Source organism: Paracoccus sanguinis, from assembly GCF_900106665.1.
In the GTDB taxonomy this organism is placed as follows: domain Bacteria; phylum Pseudomonadota; class Alphaproteobacteria; order Rhodobacterales; family Rhodobacteraceae; genus Paracoccus; species Paracoccus panacisoli.
On sequence record NZ_FNNA01000001.1, the window covers coordinates 866523 to 884962 of the forward strand.

Annotated in this window: 18 protein-coding genes and 1 pseudogene; 5 read left to right on the forward strand and 14 right to left on the reverse strand. The window is 70.9% G+C overall.

Annotated features, from left to right (window positions below; all coding sequences use genetic code 11):
- Positions 1-63 precede the first annotated feature (63 nt).
- On the forward strand, positions 64-267 hold the full coding sequence (locus tag BLW17_RS04255; RefSeq protein ID WP_331429082.1) for an HNH endonuclease: 204 nt from the start codon (positions 64-66) through the stop codon (positions 265-267).
- Positions 268-309: 42 nt separating this feature from the next.
- Here BLW17_RS04255 and BLW17_RS17655 read toward each other — a convergent pair whose 3' ends face one another.
- The 7 genes from BLW17_RS17655 to rimO all read right to left on the reverse strand — a co-directional run bounded on the left by BLW17_RS17655 (position 310) and on the right by rimO (position 8047).
- Complete coding sequence (locus tag BLW17_RS17655; RefSeq protein WP_139305903.1) at positions 310-1359, reverse strand: hypothetical protein; 1050 nt, start codon at positions 1357-1359, stop codon at positions 310-312.
- Between the two features lie 4 nt (positions 1360-1363).
- Positions 1364-3019, reverse strand: coding sequence for an energy-dependent translational throttle protein EttA (gene ettA / locus BLW17_RS04260; RefSeq protein WP_036733021.1), 1656 nt, complete (start codon positions 3017-3019; stop codon positions 1364-1366).
- A 125-nt stretch (positions 3020-3144) separates the two neighbouring features.
- Complete coding sequence (locus BLW17_RS04265) at positions 3145-3438, reverse strand: hypothetical protein (RefSeq protein WP_036733024.1); 294 nt, start codon at positions 3436-3438, stop codon at positions 3145-3147.
- A 2-nt stretch (positions 3439-3440) separates the two neighbouring features.
- Positions 3441-4667, reverse strand: a complete 1227-nt coding sequence (locus BLW17_RS04270; protein WP_052176339.1) for an E22 family MetX-like putative esterase — start codon at positions 4665-4667, stop codon at positions 3441-3443.
- A gap of 65 nt (positions 4668-4732) precedes the next feature.
- Positions 4733-5668 (reverse strand): capsular polysaccharide export protein, LipB/KpsS family, encoded by a 936-nt coding sequence (locus BLW17_RS04275; RefSeq protein ID WP_036733026.1) that lies wholly within the window; start codon positions 5666-5668, stop codon positions 4733-4735.
- A gap of 5 nt (positions 5669-5673) precedes the next feature.
- The gene (locus tag BLW17_RS04280; RefSeq protein ID WP_036733029.1) at positions 5674-6540 is read right to left on the reverse strand and encodes a sulfotransferase family protein; all 867 of its coding nucleotides are present in this window, start codon (positions 6538-6540) and stop codon (positions 5674-5676) included.
- A gap of 91 nt (positions 6541-6631) precedes the next feature.
- The gene (rimO, locus tag BLW17_RS04285; protein ID WP_036733032.1) at positions 6632-8047 is read right to left on the reverse strand and encodes a 30S ribosomal protein S12 methylthiotransferase RimO; all 1416 of its coding nucleotides are present in this window, start codon (positions 8045-8047) and stop codon (positions 6632-6634) included.
- A 118-nt stretch (positions 8048-8165) separates the two neighbouring features.
- On the opposite strand from rimO, the gene BLW17_RS04290 reads away from it, so the two are divergent.
- Together BLW17_RS04290 and BLW17_RS04295 are read left to right on the forward strand one after the other, a co-directional pair.
- Positions 8166-8654, forward strand: a complete 489-nt coding sequence (locus tag BLW17_RS04290; protein ID WP_074826110.1) for a VOC family protein — start codon at positions 8166-8168, stop codon at positions 8652-8654.
- A 404-nt stretch (positions 8655-9058) separates the two neighbouring features.
- Positions 9059-9676 (forward strand): hypothetical protein, encoded by a 618-nt coding sequence (locus BLW17_RS04295; protein WP_231572768.1) that lies wholly within the window; start codon positions 9059-9061, stop codon positions 9674-9676.
- On the opposite strand, the gene BLW17_RS04300 is transcribed toward BLW17_RS04295, so the two are convergent.
- The 4 genes and pseudogenes from BLW17_RS04300 to BLW17_RS04315 form a co-directional block, all read right to left on the reverse strand.
- Entirely contained in the window at positions 9673-10818 is a 1146-nt protein-coding gene (locus tag BLW17_RS04300) for a Hint domain-containing protein (RefSeq protein ID WP_052176340.1), read from the reverse strand. The two genes, BLW17_RS04295 and BLW17_RS04300, sit on opposite strands and share 4 nt — an antisense overlap.
- Positions 10819-11024: 206 nt before the next feature.
- The gene (locus BLW17_RS04305) at positions 11025-11786 is read right to left on the reverse strand and encodes an ABC transporter permease (RefSeq protein ID WP_036733035.1); all 762 of its coding nucleotides are present in this window, start codon (positions 11784-11786) and stop codon (positions 11025-11027) included.
- A 155-nt stretch (positions 11787-11941) separates the two neighbouring features.
- Positions 11942-12871: pseudogene (locus tag BLW17_RS04310) on the reverse strand (ABC transporter ATP-binding protein); the annotation flags it as partial.
- Between the two features lie 29 nt (positions 12872-12900).
- A complete protein-coding gene (locus BLW17_RS04315) occupies positions 12901-13770 on the reverse strand; it encodes a helix-turn-helix domain-containing protein (RefSeq protein ID WP_170835579.1) in 870 nt (289 codons plus the stop codon).
- A 144-nt stretch (positions 13771-13914) separates the two neighbouring features.
- On the opposite strand from BLW17_RS04315, the gene BLW17_RS04320 reads away from it, so the two are divergent.
- Positions 13915-14778: an SMP-30/gluconolactonase/LRE family protein gene (locus BLW17_RS04320; protein WP_036733041.1), complete on the forward strand. Its 864-nt coding sequence runs from the start codon at positions 13915-13917 to the stop codon at positions 14776-14778.
- Here BLW17_RS04320 and BLW17_RS04325 read toward each other — a convergent pair.
- The 3 genes from BLW17_RS04325 to BLW17_RS04335 all read right to left on the reverse strand — a co-directional run bounded on the left by BLW17_RS04325 (position 14775) and on the right by BLW17_RS04335 (position 17304).
- Positions 14775-15614: a lysophospholipid acyltransferase family protein gene (locus BLW17_RS04325; RefSeq protein WP_081969117.1), complete on the reverse strand. Its 840-nt coding sequence runs from the start codon at positions 15612-15614 to the stop codon at positions 14775-14777. The genes BLW17_RS04320 and BLW17_RS04325 overlap by 4 nt on opposite strands.
- Entirely contained in the window at positions 15614-16510 is an 897-nt protein-coding gene (locus BLW17_RS04330; RefSeq protein ID WP_036733074.1) for a cell division protein FtsX, read from the reverse strand. Before BLW17_RS04330 ends, BLW17_RS04325 begins: the two co-directional genes overlap by 1 nt.
- A gap of 119 nt (positions 16511-16629) precedes the next feature.
- Positions 16630-17304 (reverse strand): cell division ATP-binding protein FtsE, encoded by a 675-nt coding sequence (locus BLW17_RS04335; RefSeq protein ID WP_036733044.1) that lies wholly within the window; start codon positions 17302-17304, stop codon positions 16630-16632.
- 178 nt (positions 17305-17482) lie between these two features.
- Here BLW17_RS04335 and BLW17_RS04340 point away from each other — a divergent pair, with 178 nt between their 5' ends.
- Positions 17483-18412, forward strand: a complete 930-nt coding sequence (locus tag BLW17_RS04340; protein WP_074826113.1) for a zinc-ribbon domain-containing protein — start codon at positions 17483-17485, stop codon at positions 18410-18412.
- Positions 18413-18440 lie beyond the last annotated feature (28 nt).

Genomic DNA, 18440 nt, shown 5'->3' on the forward strand with positions numbered 1-18440 from the left:
GGCTGCGCCCCCGTCTGCCTTTTGTGCCTGCACCCGATCCCTCCGGGCGCGCGGCATCATCTGGTGCCGCGGGTAAAGGGCGGCGTCCAGGGCGAGACGGTGTTGATCCACGCCGTCTGCCACAAGGTCATCCACCGCACGTTGACCGAGGCGGAACTGGCGCGACGCTACGCCTCGGTCGAGGCATTGCGCGGGCACGAGGGGCTCCGGCGGTTCTGGGACTGGGTGGGGAAGCGGCCGCCGGGGTGGACTGGGCGGGTGCGGTGAGGCGAGGTAACGCGATGTAGGTTACGGTGACGATGAACCTTATTAGTCCAATGCCGAGAACGAAGGCTTCGGAGCAATAACAGTTGCGGCCTTTTGCTTTATATGCAGCCACTCGGGGGCATTAACCCCGACAAGTTCATGCGATTGCTTGACGAGGTTCTGCTGTGCAGCCTCGTTCAAAGCTTCCTCAATCTCTAAAATCCGCGCGTCAGGATATTTCTCTAACTGTTCTTGCAGCCTTTGACCCTTAGCGCTCGGCTTCGCGTAATATGGAGGCTGAGCCTGCTTGCCCAAGCTACACATCGCTCGACCCACGGCCATATCGGCGTCGTTGTACAACCCCATGAAACCGTTGGGATCAGCGAGGCTTACGATCCACATCTTTTTCGAATTATCGTACCAAACTCCCTCTTTGTTTCCAAAGTGGGTCGACTCTGGAACTATTCCTACTCTCAACCCCCGGCCAGACTCAAGAAGCTTGTAATTTGACTTAACTGTTGCAGCGACGTAACAGGCGTCGTCCTCAGTCGAAAGAAAAAGGTCTGTTTTCCATATTTGCTTAATCCTGTCCGGCAGTGATGGTTCAGACTGAAGACCTCTTGCTGCCGTTGCTACCCACGGCCCGAAACTAAATGGCCGACCACTACCCTCTGGCAAAAGATATGCTCCATCGCCTGCGTTCTCGACAACAGCGTCGATAAAGCCTAGAAACTTTGCCCGCTCGTAGCCGTAAAGCAGAGACTGTGGACTGCGATCTCGCAAACGAGTGGGCGAACACTTGCGTAGTACATTAGAAATGTGATCGGTGACGTTAGGCTCGTGTCCAAGGATCGCCTCATGGACAGCCCACTCAAAACCGTCGCCCCTCATCCCCTTGTCACGTTCTAGCCGAACAACCTTCGCGAATTGCCGCGCTCGAACATCTTTAAGCTCAGTGTTCAAGTCTGCCAAATCTTCATCGGAAATCGAGTCGATGAAGGCTCTCAAGATCGAGCGAGCCACCGCATAAAGGGCGCGACCGTATTCGTCGATTGGTTCTGCCTGCGTGATGAAGGTGACCTTTGGCGTGTTGGCGCTCGTTTGCTTTGCCATGCCACTACCTCGTGAACTTCTTATACTTCACCCGCTTCGGCTCGACCGCGTCCGGCCCCAGCCGGCGCACCTTGTCCTCCTCGTACTGCTCGAAGTTGCCTTCGAACCACTCGACATGGGCATCGCCCTCGAAGGCGAGGATGTGGGTGCAGAGCCGGTCGAGGAAGAAGCGGTCGTGCGAGATGATGACCGCGCAGCCGGCGAAGTCCTCCAGCGCCGCTTCCAGCGCCTGCAGGGTTTCCACGTCCAGGTCGTTGGTCGGCTCGTCGAGCAGCAGCACGTTGCCGCCGGATTTCAGCAGCTTGGCCATGTGGACGCGGTTGCGCTCACCGCCCGAGAGCAGCCCGACCTTCTTCTGCTGGTCGCCGCCCTTGAAGTTGAAGGCCGAGGCATAGGCGCGCGAGTTCATCTGCGCGTCGCCGAGGTCGATCTGCTCGGCGCCGCCCGAAATCTCCTCCCACACCGTCTTGTTGGCGTCGAGCGCGTCGCGGGACTGGTCCACGAACGAAAGCTGCACGGTGTCGCCGAAGGTGATCTCGCCCGCGTCGGGCTTTTCGGCGCCGGTCAGCATCTTGAACAGCGTCGACTTGCCGGCGCCGTTCGGGCCGATCACGCCGACGATGCCGCCCGGCGGCAGGCTGAAGTCCAGCCCCTCGATCAGCAGCTTGTCGCCGAAGGCCTTGGTCAGGCCGGAGACCTCGATCACCTTGCCGCCCAGCCGCGGGCCGTTCGGGACGATGATCTGGGCGTTGGCGATCTTCTCGCGCTCGGACTTCGCCGCCATCTCGTTATAGGCGTTGATCCGCGCCTTCTGCTTGGCCTGCCGCGCCTTGGCGCCGGCGCGGATCCAGTCCAGCTCGCGCTCGAGCGACTTCTGCCGCGCCTTGTCCTCGCGGGCTTCCTGTTCCAGCCGCTTGGCCTTCTGCTCCAGCCACGCCGAATAGTTGCCCTCGTAGGGGATCCCCCGGCCGCGATCCAGTTCGAGAATCCAGCCGGTGATGTCGTCGAGGAAATAGCGGTCGTGGGTCACGATCAGGATCGTGCCCGGATATTCGATCAGGTGCTTCTGCAGCCACGCGATGGTTTCCGCGTCGAGGTGGTTGGTCGGCTCGTCCAGCAGCAGCATGTCCGGCTGTTCCAGCAGCAGCTTGCACAGCGCGACCCGGCGCCGCTCACCCCCGGAAAGGGTTTCCACGTCGGCGTCGTCGGGCGGGCAGCGCAGCGCCTCCATCGCGACGTCGACCTGGCTGTCGAGGTCCCACAGGTTCTCGGCGTCGATCTCGTCCTGCAGCTTCGCCATCTCGTCGGCGGTCTCGTCCGAGTAGTTCATGGCGAGTTCGTTGTAGCGGTCGAGCTTGGCCTGCTTGGCCTTCACCCCCTCCATCACGTTGCCGCGGACGTTGAGCTGCGGGTCAAGCTGCGGCTCCTGCGGCAGATAGCCGACGGTCGCGCCCTTGGCGGCCCAGGCCTCGCCCGAGAAGTCCTTGTCGAGCCCGGCCATGATCCGCAGCAGGGTGGATTTCCCCGCGCCGTTGACGCCGACGACCCCGATCTTGACCCCGGGCAGGAAGTTCAGGCGGATGTTCTCGAACGTCTTCTTGCCGCCCGGATAGGTCTTGGACACGCCGTCCATGTGATAGACATACTGATACGAGGCCATGATCCGCTCCTGTAAGGTTGGCGGTTATCTAGGCCATCGGGGGGGCGAATTGAAGGCGCGTCGAATCAGCCGCCCGAGGGTCAAGACCGCCACGGCGACAGCCACCCAGGCGGCCAGCCCTGCGATCAGATAGAACCATCCCACGCCATGAGCCGATCGGATATGCGCCACCCCGGCAAAAGGGAAAAGCAGGGCGAATAAAGGTTGTAGACCGGCTCGCGCAGCCAGCCCAGAGGCGCGCGCGGGCTGCACTGGACGAACACGAACAATGCATCCGTCCAGTAGCAGCCCGTTTCAGAATTGGCGGCAGCCCGTGGCGGCAGCCAGCGCGAGGTGAGTAGGCCGATGACGAGCAGGCCGACAAAGCCCAGGCTGGCCGCCTGGACAGCCCGCCACAGCATCGGCCTGAACTCCCGCATTTTCAGCGGTCCAGGAAGCCGCGGATCGCCTCGCCGGCCTGGCCGATGTTCACCACCCCGTCCAGATGCCCGCGGGTGCCGTTGATCTCGACCACCTCGACGGGGGTGCCGTCGGACTTGATGATCGCCGCCGTCTCGCGCACCGCGTCGCCGGGGAACACCAGATCCTCGTCGGTGTGGACCAGCATCACCGGCACGTCGATGGCCTTGAGACCCTCGTAAAGGCTCGTGCCCCCCGCAGCCCCTGCCGCCGCGGCCCCGGTGGCGCCGGCGACGAAGAGCTGGTTGGCCTTGATGAGATAGAGCAGGTGGTTCGCGTCCGAGGTCGCGGCCCGCGCGGCGCCCCCGTCGCGCAGCGTCTGGACGACCTTGAACTCGTTGTCGAACGACGCCGCCGGGTCCGCCCCCTCGGCCGCCCACTGCCGCCCGAAGGTCGGGTTGGTCCAGTCGGGCGAACTCGCCTGCAGGGTGATGATCTTCATCGCCGCGGCCAGCCCCGCGTCGGGCGGCGTGCCCTCGTAGTAATCCCCGCCGTTCCAGTTGGGGTCGAGCCGCACCGGCGCGCCCCAGACGTCGAGCCACGCGATCAGGTCGGCGTCGGCCCACCCCGACGAGATCACCGGGATCACCCGGCTCAGCTTGTCGGGGTGCCGCGCCGCCCAGTCATAGGCCTGCAGCCCCCCCATCGAGGCGCCCATGACCGCGTGCCACTTGCCGATCCCGAGCTGGTCCATCAGCCCCTTCTGCGTCTCGACGAAATCGCCGATGGTCAGGATAGGGAAGTCCATCCCCCACGGCTTGCCGGTCGCCGGGTTCACCGTCGCGGGGCCGGTGGTGATGACCTTGGGGTTCTTCGTCCCGAGGTTCACCGGCGTGTCGGCCGAGACGACGAAATACTTGTCGGTGTCGATGGGCTTGCCCGGCCCGATGATCGCGTCCCAATAGCCCGGCGCGGCATCGTCGGCCGCATATTTCCCCGCCGCGTGCGAGTTGCCCGAGAAGAAATGGGTGATGAGGATGGCGTTGTCCTTGGCCTCGTTCAGCGTGCCGTAGGTCTCGTACCCCAGCGTCATCTCGGGGATGACCGCGCCGCCCTGGGTGGCGAAGTTGGTCAGGGTGAAGGACTGCTTCTCCACCAGCGCGTCGAGCGCGGCGGCGGGGCCGGCGAGCGCCACCCAGCCGATGAGTGCCGCGGCGCGCAGGGCCTGTCGTTGCGTGGGTCGTGTCATGCGGGGCTCCTCTCCCTCTCTCCTCGCCGGAAAGTAGAGCCGCCGCCGCCGCCCCTGTCCACCGCTCAGGTGGCGGCGAGGCGGTCGAGCACCTTGTCGGTCCAGCCCGGCGCCGTGTCGTCCACGAACACGTCGCGGAAGAGCCACGTCGCATGGCGGCGCATCAGGTCCGGGTCGGGCGGCGCGGCGGTGTCGAGCGCCGCTTCCAGTTCGGCGGGGGTCCGCGCCCGCCGGGTCAGCGCGCCGTAGTCCGAGGCCCCGCAGGTGATGACCGCGCCGCCGCGCAGCTGCGCCTCGATCCCCACGCCCGAGTTGATGCAGACCGTCACCCGCGCCGCCGCGATCAGCGCGTCGATCGGCTCGTCGAGCACATGGACGTGGCCCGCGGGGTCATGCAGCGCCCGCACCTGCGCCTCGAACTGCGGGTCGCGCGAGCGCGGGTGCAGCTTGATCACCACCGGCTCGCGCGGGGCACGGGAAAGGCAGCCTGCGAGCATCGCGTGGGTGTCGAGGTCGGCCAGCGTCAGCACCTTGTCGCGCGGCACCTGCAGGGCGACGAAGATGCAGCCCGCGGGGATCTCGGCCTGCGGCGCCGGCTGCGCGTATTTGCTGACCCCCGGGATCAGGAACCGCTGCGCGAGGCCGTCGAAATACCGCCCCGCCTCGTCCGCCGAGATCGCCGCCGGGTCGAAGCGCAGCCCGGCATTGGCTGACCAGCCGGAGTAGCCGGCCGGGTCGAAGCTGTAGAAGCCGGGCAGATAGGCTTCCTTGTAGAACAGGTTGCGCGGCCCGCGCCCGGTGCCGTGAAAGTTCAGCGTCCACACCCGCTCGGGCGCGAAGGCCCCCGGCCGGACTGCCACCGTCGAGCCGGTCGAGCGGATGTCCTCGCGCGCCAGCAGCGCCGCCTCGAGCGCGCCGAACATCCCGCGCCGCGGGTCGTCGCGCTCAGGGCGGGTGCGCGCCCACCACGGATAATGCAGGTTGACCCGCCAGCCCGCCACGCCGTCTAGCGGATGTGGCGGGCGAACTCGGGCCCGAAGGTCGCCTCGATGAAGGCGAACTGCGGCTCGACCCGGCGGCGGATCTCGGCCCGGACCTCGCCGGGGCAGGACAGCGCGGCGTTGGCGGCAAAGACCTTGGCCGAGAGGTTGCGATAGGCGTGGGGCGCGAGGCCGCAATGCGCCTCGACCCGCGCCATCACCCCCGCGGGGTCCGCGGCGATGGCGCCGAAGGGCAGGATCAGCAGCCGCTCGGGGCCGAAGCGCGCGGTCCAGCGCGGCACGTAGGTCGCGTAATCGCCGCGGTCGTAGAGCACCGGGTCGTCGATCTCGGCCATCCAGCCCGCAACCCCCTTGGGCGCGCGCCCCTTGCGGGTGAGGTTCATCTTGAGCTGGCTGATCGCCCGGTCCACCGGGTGGCGGATGATATAGATGAACTTCGCCTGCGGCAGGAACGTCTCGACGAAGGCCACGCCCTCGTCGGGCAGGGTCGAATACTCGGGCGTGATGTCGCAGGGCTGGGTGCCGGCGGGCGCGGGGGCGAAGACCTGCTTGTACCAGTGGTTGGTGAACATCTCGCCGCGGGTGATCCGGTCGAGCCACTCGGCCATCTCGGGCGGCAGCGCCTCGCCCTTCGCGGCGTAGCGCTTTTCGAGGTTCTGGCGGGCGCGGCGGAAATGCCAGGGCAGCCACTGGCGATGCTCGGGCACGAAGCGGTGGTTGAAGAACTGCGCCTCCTTGAAGGGCGGCAGCCACACCTGCGGGTGCTGGGCCAGCATCTGGCTGAGCCAGGTGGTCCCGGCCTTCTGCGCCCCGATCCCGACGATCGAGGGCTTCTTCGGCGCCCCCTCGCGGTCCCACTTCGGCAGCGTCATGGCGCGCCCCCGACGCCCGGCGCATTGATGCCGCCCTTGGGGTCCTCCCGGACCCGCAGCATCGCATCCCCATAGGGGATGTCGGGCTCGGTCACAGCGTACCCCACAGGTCGTAGTCCGACGCCTCGTCCACCGTCACCTCGACCATGTCGCCGGGCGAAAGCGCCGCGAAGCCCTCGTCGATGAACAGGTTGCCGTCGATCTCGGGCGCGTCGGCCATGGTCCGGCAGGTGGCCCCGCCCTCGTCCACCGCGTCCACGATCACCCGCTGCCGCGTGCCGACCTTGGCCGAAAGCTTCGCCGCGCTGATCGCCTGGGCCTTGGCCATGAAGCGGTCCCAGCGGTCCTGCTTGACCGCATCCGGCACGTGGTCGGGCAGCGCATTGGCCCGCGCGCCGCGCACGTTCTCGTACTGGAAGCACCCCACCCGGTCGAGCTGCGCCTCGTCGAGCCAGTCGAGCAGATACTGGAACTCGGCCTCGGTCTCGCCCGGATAACCCACGATGAAGGTCGAGCGCAGGGTGATCCCCGGCACCGCGGCGCGCCAGGCGGCGATCTCGTCCAGGGTCCGGGCGCTGGCCGCGGGGCGGGCCATGCGCCGCAGAACGTCCGGGTGGGCGTGCTGAAAGGGAATGTCGAGATAGGGCAGCACCCCGGTCCCGGTCGCGGCGGTCGCCTCCATCAGTGGGACGAGCTGGCGGACGTGGGGATAGGGATAGACGTAATGCAGCCGCACCCACGCCCCGAGCCCGCCGAGGTCGCGGGCGAGGTCGGTGATGTGCGCCCGGTGCCCGCGGTCCTCGGCGTGGCGCAGGTCCACCCCGTAGGCGCTGGTGTCCTGCGAGATCACGAGCAGCTCGCGCACGCCCGAGGCGACCAGCCGCTCGGCCTCGCGCACCACCGCATGGGCCGGGCGGCTGACCAGCCTGCCGCGCAGGTCCGGGATGATGCAGAACTTGCAGGCGTGATTGCAGCCCTCGGAAATCTTCAGATAGGCGTAGTGCCGGGGCGTCAGCCGCACCTCGGACGCGGGCAGCAGGTCGATGAACGGATCGGGCGCCGGCGGCACTGCGGCGTGGACCGCGTCCAGCACCTGCTCATACTGGTGCGGCCCGGTCACCGCGAGCACCCTAGGATGGGCGCCGGTGATGTAGTCCGGCTCGGCCCCGAGGCAGCCGGTGACGATCACCCGGCCGTTCTCGGCCAGCGCCTCGCCGATCGCCTCGAGGCTTTCGGCCTTGGCGCTGTCGAGGAACCCGCAGGTGTTCACGATCACCGCATCGGCGCCCTGATAGGCGGGGCTGATCGCGTAGCCCTCGGCCCGCAGGCGGGTCAGGATGCGCTCGCTGTCCACCAGCGCCTTGGGGCAGCCGAGGCTGACCATGCCGATGGTCGGCTGCCCGCCGCGGCCCAGAGCCTCGCGGTCCGGCCCGTGCAGGCGTGAGTCGTCGCCCAGCCGCGGGACGGGGGCGAGGTCGGGACGCAGGTTCGGCGGATTGAGGCTCATGGCCCGCCTATAGCGCGCCGCGGCCGGAACGCAAAGTTGCGCGCGACGTTCCGCGCCTGTCGGGCTTCTCGCCGCGTGACCGGCGCGCCCGGCCTCCCCAGCCGAGAGGATGTCGACCATGGCCACCCCCAGGAACACCATCTGCCTCTGGTACGACGGCGACGCCGAGGCCGCCGCCCGCTTCTACGCCGCCACCTTCTCCGACAGCGCCGTGACCGCCGTCCACCGCGCCCCCGCGGACTTCCCCGGCGGGCATGAGGGCGACGTGCTGACCGTCACCTTCACCGTCTGCGGCATCCCCTGCCTCGGGCTGAACGGCGGCCCGACGTTTCCCCAGACCGAGGCGTTCTCGTTCCAGATCGCCACCGACGACCAGGCCGAGACGGACCGGCTGTGGCACGCGATCGTCGACAACGGCGGGACCGAGAGCGCCTGCGGCTGGTGCAAGGACCGCTGGGGCGTCTCGTGGCAGATCACCCCGCGGGTGCTGACCGACGCGCTCGCCCAGGGCGGCGCGCCGGCGCGGCGGGCGTTCGAGGCGATGATGACGATGCGCAAGATCGACGTCGCCGCGATTGAGGCGGCCGTGGCGGGGGACGGTGTGTGACGGCGGGGGGTGGGTTGGGACTGCGGGGCGGTGTGACCCGCCGTAGGGATGGGGTTGAGCCTGCGCGGCGCGCGGGTTGGCTCGGTGGTGAGCGGGGCGGGGGCGCCTTGGCCCGCGAGGCGGCGCAACTTGCGTCGGGGCTCGAGTGAACCCGACACGGCTCCGCTTGGCTTCATCGCGGTGCGCGCTGCTGCCCGGGCACTCCACCTCTGCGCGTCTTTGCCCTGCCCGGCCGAGCCAACTGGTTCTACCGCTTCCGCCAATCTCTGCCCGGCCAGCCCTCCGGCTCGGACCAACCGTCCCCAAGCGACCGCCCGGCTGGCCCCGCCCGAATCCCCTCCCCGACTCCCCGCGACGCAGCGCCGCGGCTTTTCCTCGGGCGCGCGGCGGGGCATGATCGCGGCATGACCAAACGCCTCCGCCCTGCCGCACTCGCGGTCCTGACGCTGTTCGCCGTCCTCGCCGGTTGTGCCGCCCCCGCCGGGGTGACCGGCGCGGCCCCCGGACAACCCGCCGCCCAGCCCGGACAACCGGCCGCCCCGACGGCCGCCATGCGCCTGCCGACCGTGACGCTGCCGAGCGTCAGCCTGCCCGCGGTCACCCGGCCCGGCGCGCGTCCGGCCGCACCCGCGCCCGCGGCCGCGCCTGCGGCGCCGCAGGGCCCGATCGTCATCCGCGACAACCGCGGCGGCAACGTCGTGCAGATGATGGCCTATCGCCAGCAACTGGCCGCCTCGGGCCGCCCCGTCGAGATCCGGGGGCTCTGCAACTCGGCCTGCACGATGCTCGTGACCCTGCCGAACGCCTGCCTCGCGCCGGATGCGACGGTCGGGTTCCACGCCCCGCGGCTGCCCAACACCCAGGTGATCCCGCCGATCGTCGACCAGCTCATGGCCACGACCTACCGCAACGGCATCCGCGCCCGCTGGTTCAACGAATGGCGCCACTCGCTCAGCATCCAGTCGATCACCGCGCGCGAGTACGTAGCGCTCGACCCCATGACCCGGCTCTGCCCGCGCTAGGCGGGTAGCGGCTCGGGCATTCGCACGGTCAGCGTAGCCAGCGGCAGCGGCGCCACCAGCGGCTTGCGGTTCTTCACCTGCCGCTCGACCAGCCTGCGGCTCTGCGCGCCGCGCAGAATGGGCCGCGCCGGGACGGGGGTCGCCGCGCCCTCGTCGAGCAGCCCCGGAAAGATCGCCGCGATCTCGGCCAGCGCCTCGGGCGGCAGCGCCTGCCGGGCCATCGGCCCGAGATAGAGCGACTCGGCTTCGGCGCCGTTGGCGAAGACGATCTCGTGGGCGTCGAACATCAGGTGCCAGTAGCCGACGCCCCCCGGCGCCGCGATCCGCTCGACCCCCGGCAGGCCCACCAGGTGGACCGCCGCCACCAGTACCTCGGCCTGCCCCGCCATCCGCCCGGCGATGGGTGAGCGGACCAGCACCCGGTGCTGGGGTGAGAGCGTCAGCTCGCGCGCCGGCTGCCCCGGCCCCAGCGCCCCCACAGCGATGCGGACCGGCGCCAGCCGCGGCGCCTGCGCCAGCTCGGCCCCCGACAGCCGCCGCCCGCCCAGCCAGCGCAGCGGCTGGAACCCGTGGTCGCGCGTCAGCACGCGCTCGCCCACCCGCAGCGCCTCGACCGGGCGCGGGCCGTCGGCCGTCTCGATCAGCGTGCCGGTGGCAAAACACATCGCCGGCGCGACCTTCAGCCGGTTCTCGTTGTCGCCCGAAAAATACGCGATGGTGAGGTAGGTGCTCTGGTCCATCGTGCCGATCGACAGCCGTTCGATCGTCCCACCGGGGTAATATTTCTCGTTCTCCTTGGCGAACTGATCGTATTCGATGGCGAGATAGCGTCGCGTCCTCCCGTCGCTGACCGTCAGCACCTGGTGCGAGCTGTAGAGGTACATGGTCGAGCCGTCCGGCATCACCGTGGCAACCGTCGCGGTGATCTCGTGCATCCGGCTGATCGTCCAGGCGGTCCCGTCGAGCATCACCTGGTCGCCCACGAGGACGGTGCCCGCCCGCGCCGTCTCGACCGTCACCGGCTCGAGGATCGGGCCGAAGCTCAGCGGGGCCGGGTTCGGGCTTCCGGCGTAGCTGTATTCGGCCGCGGGGGCGGGCGGCCCGGACAACTCGAAGAAATCATAAAGTGTTGCCGTCGCCACCTGCCCTCGCCCCTGTCCCCAGCCGCCGCTTGTCGCACGGCGTTGCGAATCGGGTAGCCGGGGATTGGTTAACGAAGGGTTAAGATGGTGGGGGCGTGGTTAACTTTTTGCGCGAAACGCCTTGGGCCGTCACAACTTTGCCGCGATGGCGCGTCCGCCCCGACGCGAACGTCCTTGCCGGCGATCCGCGTAGCCCCCCGACCGCCTCACTCCCGCAGCCGCCAGCCGGTGAGAAAGATCCACCGCACCGCCACCAGCAGCACCGCGATCATCACCACCACCGCGGCGAGCGACAGTCCGACCGGCACATCGGCCATGCCGAAGAACGACCAGCGGAACCCCGAGATGAGGTGCAGCACCGGGTTGAAGGTGGCGATCCGGTCCCACGGCGACGGCAGCATCGAGGCCGAGTAGAACGCCCCCCCGAGGAACACCAGCGGCGTGATCACCATCATCGGCACCAGCTGCAACTGCTCGAAGTTCTTGGCCCAGAGCCCGATGATGAAGCCCAGAAGCGAGAACGCCACCGCGGTCAGCACCAGAAACACCAGCATCCACACGGGATGGGCGATGTGGACGCCGACAAAGGCGAAGCTGGTGACCAGGATGATCAGCGCGATCAGCACCGCCTTGGTCGCCGCTGCCCCGACGAAGCCCAGCGCCACCTCGGCCCAGCCGGTGGGCGCCACGAGATATTCGTAGATCGTCCCCGAGAACTTCGGGAAATAGATGCCGAAACTCGCGTTCGAGACCGACTGCTGCAGCACCGTCAGCATCATCAGCCCCGGCACGATGAAGGCGCCATAGGCGATCCCCTCGACCGCCTGGATGCGCCCGCCGATGGCCGCGCCGAAGACCACGAAATACAGCACCGTCGAAAGCACCGGCGAGGCCAGCGACTGCCAGATGGTGCGGAAGAACCGCGCCATCTCGTGCCGATACATCGCCCGGACGGATTGCCAGTTCATGCCGTGCCCCGCCCTGCATCCCGCGCCACGGCCGCATCCCCGGCCTCTGCGCCCGCAGCCTCGCCCAGCGCGTCCGTCACCGGCGGCGCGGCCGGCGCCGGACCCTCGTCCGCCGCCCCGGACCCGAGGCGCCCCGCGGTACCCCCCGCGGCGCCGCCATGCTCGAGCAGCGCCATGAAAACCTCCTCCAGCGAGGATTGCGTCGTCGCCACGTCCCGCACCGCGATCCCGCGCTCGTTCAGCGCCGCGAGCAGCGCCCCGATCCCGGTCCGCGCCGCCCGCGCGTCATAGTCATAGTCGAGCCGCAGCCCGCCCGGCGCCAGCGTCAGCCCCGCCGCGATCTCGGGCGGCAGGCCCTCGGGCAGCGCCGCGAGCGGCCGGTCCAGCTCGACCGTCAGGCGCTTCCGCCCGAACTCGCCCATCAGCTCGGCCTTGGGACGCACCAGCAAGAGCCGCCCCTTGTCGATCACCCCGATGCGGTCGGCCATGTCCTCGGCCTCTTCGAGGTAATGCGTGGTCAGGATGATCGTCACGCCCTGCGCGCGCAGGTCGCGCACCACCTGCCACATCTCGCGGCGCAGATGCACGTCCACCCCGGCGGTGGGTTCGTCGAGAAACAGCACCCGCGGCCGGTGCGACAGGGCCTTGGCGATCAGCACCCGCCGCTTCATCCCGCCCGAGAGCTCGCGGGTCTTCGCGCCCCGCTTCTCCCACAGCGCGAGGCTGCGCAGGAGCTGTTCCAGATAGGCCTCGTCCGGCCCCTCGCCGTAAAGCCCGCGGGTGAAGCGCACGCTGTCGATCACCGTCTCGAAGGGCTCGAGCGCGATTTCCTGCGGGACCAGCCCGATCAGCCGCCGCGCCGCGCGCCAGTCGGTGCGGATGTCGTGGCCCCCGACCCGGACGGTGCCGCCGGTCGGCACCACCAGCCCGCAGATGATCGAGATCAGCGTCGTCTTGCCGGCCCCGTTCGGCCCCAGCAGCGCCAGGATCTCGCCCGGCTCGATTGCCAGCGACACCTCGTCCAGCGCCACCGTGCCGCTGCCATACCGCTTGGAGAGGCGGTCCACCTCGATGATCGGGGGCATGGAGGCTCCTTGTCTGGATCGGGCCAGAGCTAGGGGTGGTGGGGCGGGTTGTCCAGACCCGGCCCGGACTGCGCCGGGTTGTGGCCGAACCGGGCCCGATAGGCGCGCGCAAAATGCCCGCGCGAGCGCAGCCCCGCAGCAGCGGCGGCGGCGCCGGAGCGGCCGGTCTCGGACAGGACGCGATGCGCGCGCTCCAGCCGGGCGCTGCGCAGAAGCGCCCGGAACGAGGTCTTTTCGGCGGCCAGCCGGCGCCGCAGGGTGGCGTTGCCAAGGCCCAGCGCCGCGGCTGCCTGATCCACGGTCCAGTCCCGCGCCGGATCGGCCGCCAGCAGCCGGGCGAGCCGCTGGCCCGCCCGCGCCCGCAGCAGCCACCCCCCGACCGGGTCGTCGAGCACCAGCGCGGCCAGCTCGTCCAGCCGCGCCTGCCGGACCGTGGGGCGCGAGGGCGCGTCGGCGATCGCCTGTGCGGCGTGCCACAGCGCCGCCTCGAGCGCGCCGGTCATCGTCAGCGCCAGCCCGGGTCCCGCGCGGCGCGCCGAGACGGGCAGCGCCGCGGCCCCCAGCTCGATGATGAGCGCCCGATACCAGCCGCGCTGCGGATCGGGGATGTTGACGGCGGTCAGTGGCGTGTCGGCCGGCACGATGAAGGCGTCGCCGGGCCGGCAGACCGCCGCCTCGTCCGCGCCCAGCCACAGCTCCTTGCGGCCCTCGAGCACAATCCCGACCGCGGGCTGCTCGGCCAGGACATCCGCGATCCGCTCGCGGCTGAGCGCGCAATAGGTGAAGAGACCCGGCCCCGCACCGACCTTGCCGGTGCCGGGCACGGGTCCGGCCGCAGGCGGCGGGACCATCGCCCGCAGGCGGTTGATGAGCGTGAGCTGGGGATCGGCAATCGTCATGCGGCCCAGAGTGCCACCCCGCGCGCCCGCGCGCAGCACCCGATCGAGCGTTTCGGGACCAGAGTCGCGCTGGCCGGGACCACGCGCCGCTGCCCGGCCCGCTAGACCCGGACCCAGAGCCGGATCATCCGGAAAGGACATCCGATGCGCTTCACCCTCGCCGCCGCCGCGCCCGTGACCGCGCTCGTGGCTGCGCTCGTGGCCGCAGGCCCCGCCGCGGCCGACGCCCCCGCCCTCGCCCATCCCGAAAGCGTCTTGATGGCGGGCGAGCAGGGCTTTGTCTCGAACCTCGGGCAGGCTCTCGACACCTCGACCCGGGACAGGGACGGCTTCATCGCCCGGATCGGTCCGCAGGGCGAGGTGCTGGACGGCCCCGCCATCCCGCAGCCCGGCACCCCGCTCGATTCGCCCAAGGGTCTGGCGCTGCTGGGCGGGCGGCTCTACGTCGCCGACATCGACCGCATCGTGGCCTTCGATCCCACGACCGGCCGTCAGCTGGCCGAATACCGCCCCGAGGGCGCGCGGTCGCTCAACGACCTCGCCCCGGCCGGCGAGCGTCTGCTGGTCACGGACTTCGAGGCCGGGCGCGTGCTCTCGCTCGACCCCGGGAGCGGCCGGTTCGACGTGATCGCCAGCGGGATCGGCGGCGCGAACGGCGTCGTGGCTGACGGCGACCGCGCCTATGTCGTGGCCACCGGCGCGCAGCTGGAAGGCGGCGGCATCACCCGCATCGACCTGACCAGCGGCGCCACGGCGCCGGTGGGCGACATCCACGGGCGGTTCGACGGCGTGGTGCTGGCCGCGGACGGGGCGCTGATCGTCAGCGACTGGGTGGCGATGGGGACCCCGACGCCCGGCCGCATCCTGCGGGTCGATCCCGCAACCGGCGCGGCTGAGCCGGTCGCCGCCCCGGCGATGCAAGGCCCGGCCGATCTCGCCCGCAGCGGAGACAGCCTGCTGGTCCCGGTGATGCCGGAACACCGCGTGGAGGTGCTGCCCGCGCCCTAGGCCCGGGGCGCGTCCGCGCCCGGCAGCGCCAGCCCGGCCATCGCCATCAGCGCGTCCGACCGGCCCTCGATCAGCGCCTCGAGCCGGGCCACGGTCTCGGGCGGGTCGGCCTCGGGCGGGACCGGCGGCAGGAACTCGATCACCGACCGGCCGGGGCGGATGCGCAGCCCCTCGCGCGGCCAGAACATTCCGCAGTTCACCGCCACCGGGTGCACGTTCAGCCCGGTCGCGGCCTGGACCGTCCCGACCCCGTGCTTGTAGCGCCGCCGCTCGCCCGGCCGGGTCCGGGTGCCCTCGGGATAGATGATGAGCTGGCCGAGGCCCTCGGGCCCGGCCATGCGCTCGGCGATCTCGCCGGTGATCTGGCGCATCGCCTCGCCGCCGCGGGCGCGGTCGATGGGGATGCAGCCGGCGCGGCGGGCGTAGTAGCCCATGACCGGCACCCGCATCACCTCGCGCTTCATGATGAAGCCGCACTGCGGCACGGCGTGCGAGATCGCGAGGATGTCGAGGAAGCTCTGGTGCTTGGCCGCGATGATGGCGTCGGTGGTGGGGGGCGTGCCGCGGAGTTCCACCGAGACGCCGAGGATGGTGCGCGCCGCGGCCAGCAGCCGCCCGGTCCAGACCACGGGCAGCACATGGGCGTTGCGCGGGTCGCGCATCACCTTGGGCAGCCACCACAGCCCCATGACCAGCGTGACCCCGGCGATCCAGAGGTAATAGACCGTCGTCCGCACCCGCCACAGCGCCGGCAGCGGGCCGGGGCGATAGGCGGCGGGATCGGCCGCCGGGCCGTGGTCCAGCGCCCAGCCGGGGATCTCGACCCGCCGGGCCATCAGCGCACCGCCCGCAGCATCCGCAGCGCCGCGGCACGGGTGGCGACGAAGCCCACCAGCACCCCCACCACGGGGATCAGCAGCGGCGCAAGCCAGCCCCAGCCGGTGAAGCCGAGCCCGGTCAGGAACCCGCCCGCCGCGTTCATGTCGGGCAGCGCCCAGACCGCGAGCATCCCGATCAGCGTGCCGCCCGCCGAGCCCAGCGCCACCCGGCGGGTGAGCCGGCGCACGAAGGCCTGCGCGATGGTCAGGTCGCGCGCCCCGATCAGCCGCATGACCCGGATCACCTGCCCGTTCGCCGCCAGCGACGCCTGCGCGGCGAGCGTCACGATCGCCGCCCCTGCGGCCCCGATCAGCGCCAGCGACAGCCAGCCGAGCGTCCTGAGCCGCGAGGCCGCCGCCACCAGCGGCCGCCGCCACTGGGTGTGGTCGTCCAGCACCGCGCCCGGCGCCTCGCCCTCGAGCCTCAGGCGCAGGGCGGCCGCGTCGAAATCGTCGTCGGTGTGGACCTCGATCAGCCGCGGCACCGGCAGGGCGTCCACCGGCACGTCGGGGCCGAACCACGGCTCGAGCAGAGCCTCGACCTCGTCGGGCGGCAAGAGCCGGCGCTCGGCCACGCCCGGCGTGGTCTCGAGCGCGGCCATCACCGCCGCGGTCTCGGCCTCGATCGCCTCGGGCGGGGCCGAGACGCGCACCGTCACGGTCTGCGCCAGCCCCTCGGCCCAGCGGTCGGCGAGCCGCCCGGTGGCCAGCGCCAGCGCCAGCGCGAACACCGCGAGGAACGCCATCACGCCCGCCGCGAACACCGTCAGCCGGGCGTTCATGCCGGTCGGCGGCACGATCCGGTCAGCGAGCCCCGCCTGCCGTCCGATCAGCCCCCGCCACAGCGTCGCCATGTCCAGCGCCTTGAGGTCGGCCCGCGCCGCCGTGCCGCCGCGCCGCGCGAGGTCGCGCATCCGCGCACCCGCGTCGCGCAGCTTCGCGCGGTTGTCGCCACGGCTGTCCCCCGGGCCGCTCACAGCTCGGCCCCCGCGGTCTGCAACCGCCCGCCCGCGATCCTGAGCACCCGCGCCGAGACCATCTGCTTGGCCGCGCGGATCAGGTTCAGGTCGTGGGTGGCGATCAGCACCGTCTTGCCCGAGCGGTTCAGCTCGACCAGCAACTGCAGCAGGCGCAAGGACATCTCCCAGTCGAGGTTTCCGGTCGGCTCGTCGGCCAGGATCACGTCCGGCGACAGGATCACCGCGCGCGCCAGCGCCGCCCGCTGCCGCTCGCCCCCCGACAGCGACGGCGGCATGGCCCGCGCCTGCCCGGTCATCTGCACCCAGGCGAGGAGGTCGCGGATCGCCTGCATGTCGATGGGCTGGCCCGCGACCATCATCGGCAGGGCGATGTTCTCGGCCACCGGCAGGTGGTCGAGGAACTGGGTGTCCTGATGCACCACCCCGATCCGCCGCCGCACCCCGGCGATGGCGTCGCGGCCCAAGGTCGCGGCATCCTCGCCGAACAGCGTCATCTGCCCGGCCGAGGGCAGCAGGTCGGCGATGCAGAGCCGCAGGAAGGTGGTCTTGCCCGCCCCCGACGGCCCGGTGAGGAAGTGGAACGAGCCGCGCGGCAGGCTGAGGGTGAGGCCCTTGAAGAGCGCCCCACCCCGTGGGTAGGCGAAGGCCACATCCCGCATCTCGATCACGACAACCCTCCTTGTCCCCGCCCCCGGTCCCGCCCCTCGGGTGCCCTGCGGGCGCGCTTGGCGGTCGGACGGGGTCTTGATAGACGGGAGCGTGATAGAACGTCCGGGCGGCGATGGAAACACGGTGCCGCACGGCACCGGGCCGCGACCGGGCCGGGTAGAGGAACGGAGGGCTTCCATGCGGCTGGTCTGCCCGCGCTGCGGCGCGCAGTACGAGATCGACGCCGAGGCGATCCCCGCCCGCGGCCGCGACGTCGAGTGTTCCGCCTGCGAGCACGTCTGGCGCGCCTATCCGGCCGGGTTCGACCCCGCCGCCCGCCCGGCGCTCAGCCGGCCGCTGGACGAATCGGTGATCGAGATCCTGCGCGGCGAGGCCGCCCGCGAGCTCGAGGCCCGCGCCGCCGAGCGCGAGGCCGAACGCGCCACCGCCCGCACCGCCGCGGCTCTCGCCCGCCGCGCGACCTCCGACACGACCCTGCCGGGCGACGCGCCGGAGACGCCGGCGGAAGATCTGGTGGTCGGGCCGTCGCGCGACGCCGATCCGGCGGGCGCGAGCGCTGCGCCGGAGGGGAGCGAACCCGCGCCGCTCTCTGCTGCGCCGTCCACGCTGCCCTCTGCACCGCCGCCGGCCGCGCGCTCGTCTGCGCCGCCTGCCGCACCGTCTCTCGATGCGCCGCCCGCCGCCGCCGCCACGGACGCCGACCTGACCCTCAGCCCTGACCCCCGCAGCCCCGACTCGCGCGGGGCGGCCCCCTCGGACCCGCCCCCCCGCGCTGCCGACGCACTCGCCTCGCACACCGCCCGCACGTCCGCCCCGCCGCCCGCCCCGGCCCCCCGGCCCCTCCCGGCCACGCCGCCGGCGACCCGGCGCCCGGCCCCCGCCGTTACCCGCGCAGCCCGGGCCCGGCGGCGGCACGACGCGGGCTATCACCTCGCGGTGATGGTGGCGCTGGTGGCGGTGACGCTCTACGCGCTGGCGCCGCGGATGGCGGATCAGGGGGCACTCGGAACCACGCTGATGAGCTGGCGGGCGCAGGTCGACGAGGGCCGCATCTGGCTCGACACCCAAGCCGACGCACTGGTGGCGCGGGTGCGCGGGGCGCTCTGAGGCCAGCGGCTTAGGTGTGCCATCAGGT

What these genes read in the sequence shown, in the direction of transcription:
- BLW17_RS04320 (WP_036733041.1), top strand. Translation starts at nt 13,915, where the DNA reads ATGCGCTTCACCCTCGCCGCCGCCGCGCCCGTGACCGCGCTCGTGGCT.
- BLW17_RS04305 (WP_036733035.1), bottom strand. Translation starts at nt 11,786, where the DNA reads ATGAACTGGCAATCCGTCCGGGCGATGTATCGGCACGAGATGGCGCGG.
- BLW17_RS04280 (WP_036733029.1), bottom strand. Translation starts at nt 6,540, where the DNA reads ATGACGCTGCCGAAGTGGGACCGCGAGGGGGCGCCGAAGAAGCCCTCG.
- BLW17_RS04295 (WP_231572768.1), top strand. Translation starts at nt 9,059, where the DNA reads ATGACCAAACGCCTCCGCCCTGCCGCACTCGCGGTCCTGACGCTGTTC.
- BLW17_RS04340 (WP_074826113.1), top strand. Translation starts at nt 17,483, where the DNA reads ATGCGGCTGGTCTGCCCGCGCTGCGGCGCGCAGTACGAGATCGACGCC.
- BLW17_RS04325 (WP_081969117.1), bottom strand. Translation starts at nt 15,614, where the DNA reads ATGGCCCGGCGGGTCGAGATCCCCGGCTGGGCGCTGGACCACGGCCCG.
- ettA (WP_036733021.1), bottom strand. Translation starts at nt 3,019, where the DNA reads ATGGCCTCGTATCAGTATGTCTATCACATGGACGGCGTGTCCAAGACC.
- rimO (WP_036733032.1), bottom strand. Translation starts at nt 8,047, where the DNA reads ATGAGCCTCAATCCGCCGAACCTGCGTCCCGACCTCGCCCCCGTCCCG.
- BLW17_RS04265 (WP_036733024.1), bottom strand. Translation starts at nt 3,438, where the DNA reads ATGCGGGAGTTCAGGCCGATGCTGTGGCGGGCTGTCCAGGCGGCCAGC.
- BLW17_RS04330 (WP_036733074.1), bottom strand. Translation starts at nt 16,510, where the DNA reads ATGGCGACGCTGTGGCGGGGGCTGATCGGACGGCAGGCGGGGCTCGCT.
- BLW17_RS17655 (WP_139305903.1), bottom strand. Translation starts at nt 1,359, where the DNA reads ATGGCAAAGCAAACGAGCGCCAACACGCCAAAGGTCACCTTCATCACG.
- BLW17_RS04315 (WP_170835579.1), bottom strand. Translation starts at nt 13,770, where the DNA reads ATGACGATTGCCGATCCCCAGCTCACGCTCATCAACCGCCTGCGGGCG.
- BLW17_RS04270 (WP_052176339.1), bottom strand. Translation starts at nt 4,667, where the DNA reads ATGACACGACCCACGCAACGACAGGCCCTGCGCGCCGCGGCACTCATC.
- BLW17_RS04290 (WP_074826110.1), top strand. Translation starts at nt 8,166, where the DNA reads ATGGCCACCCCCAGGAACACCATCTGCCTCTGGTACGACGGCGACGCC.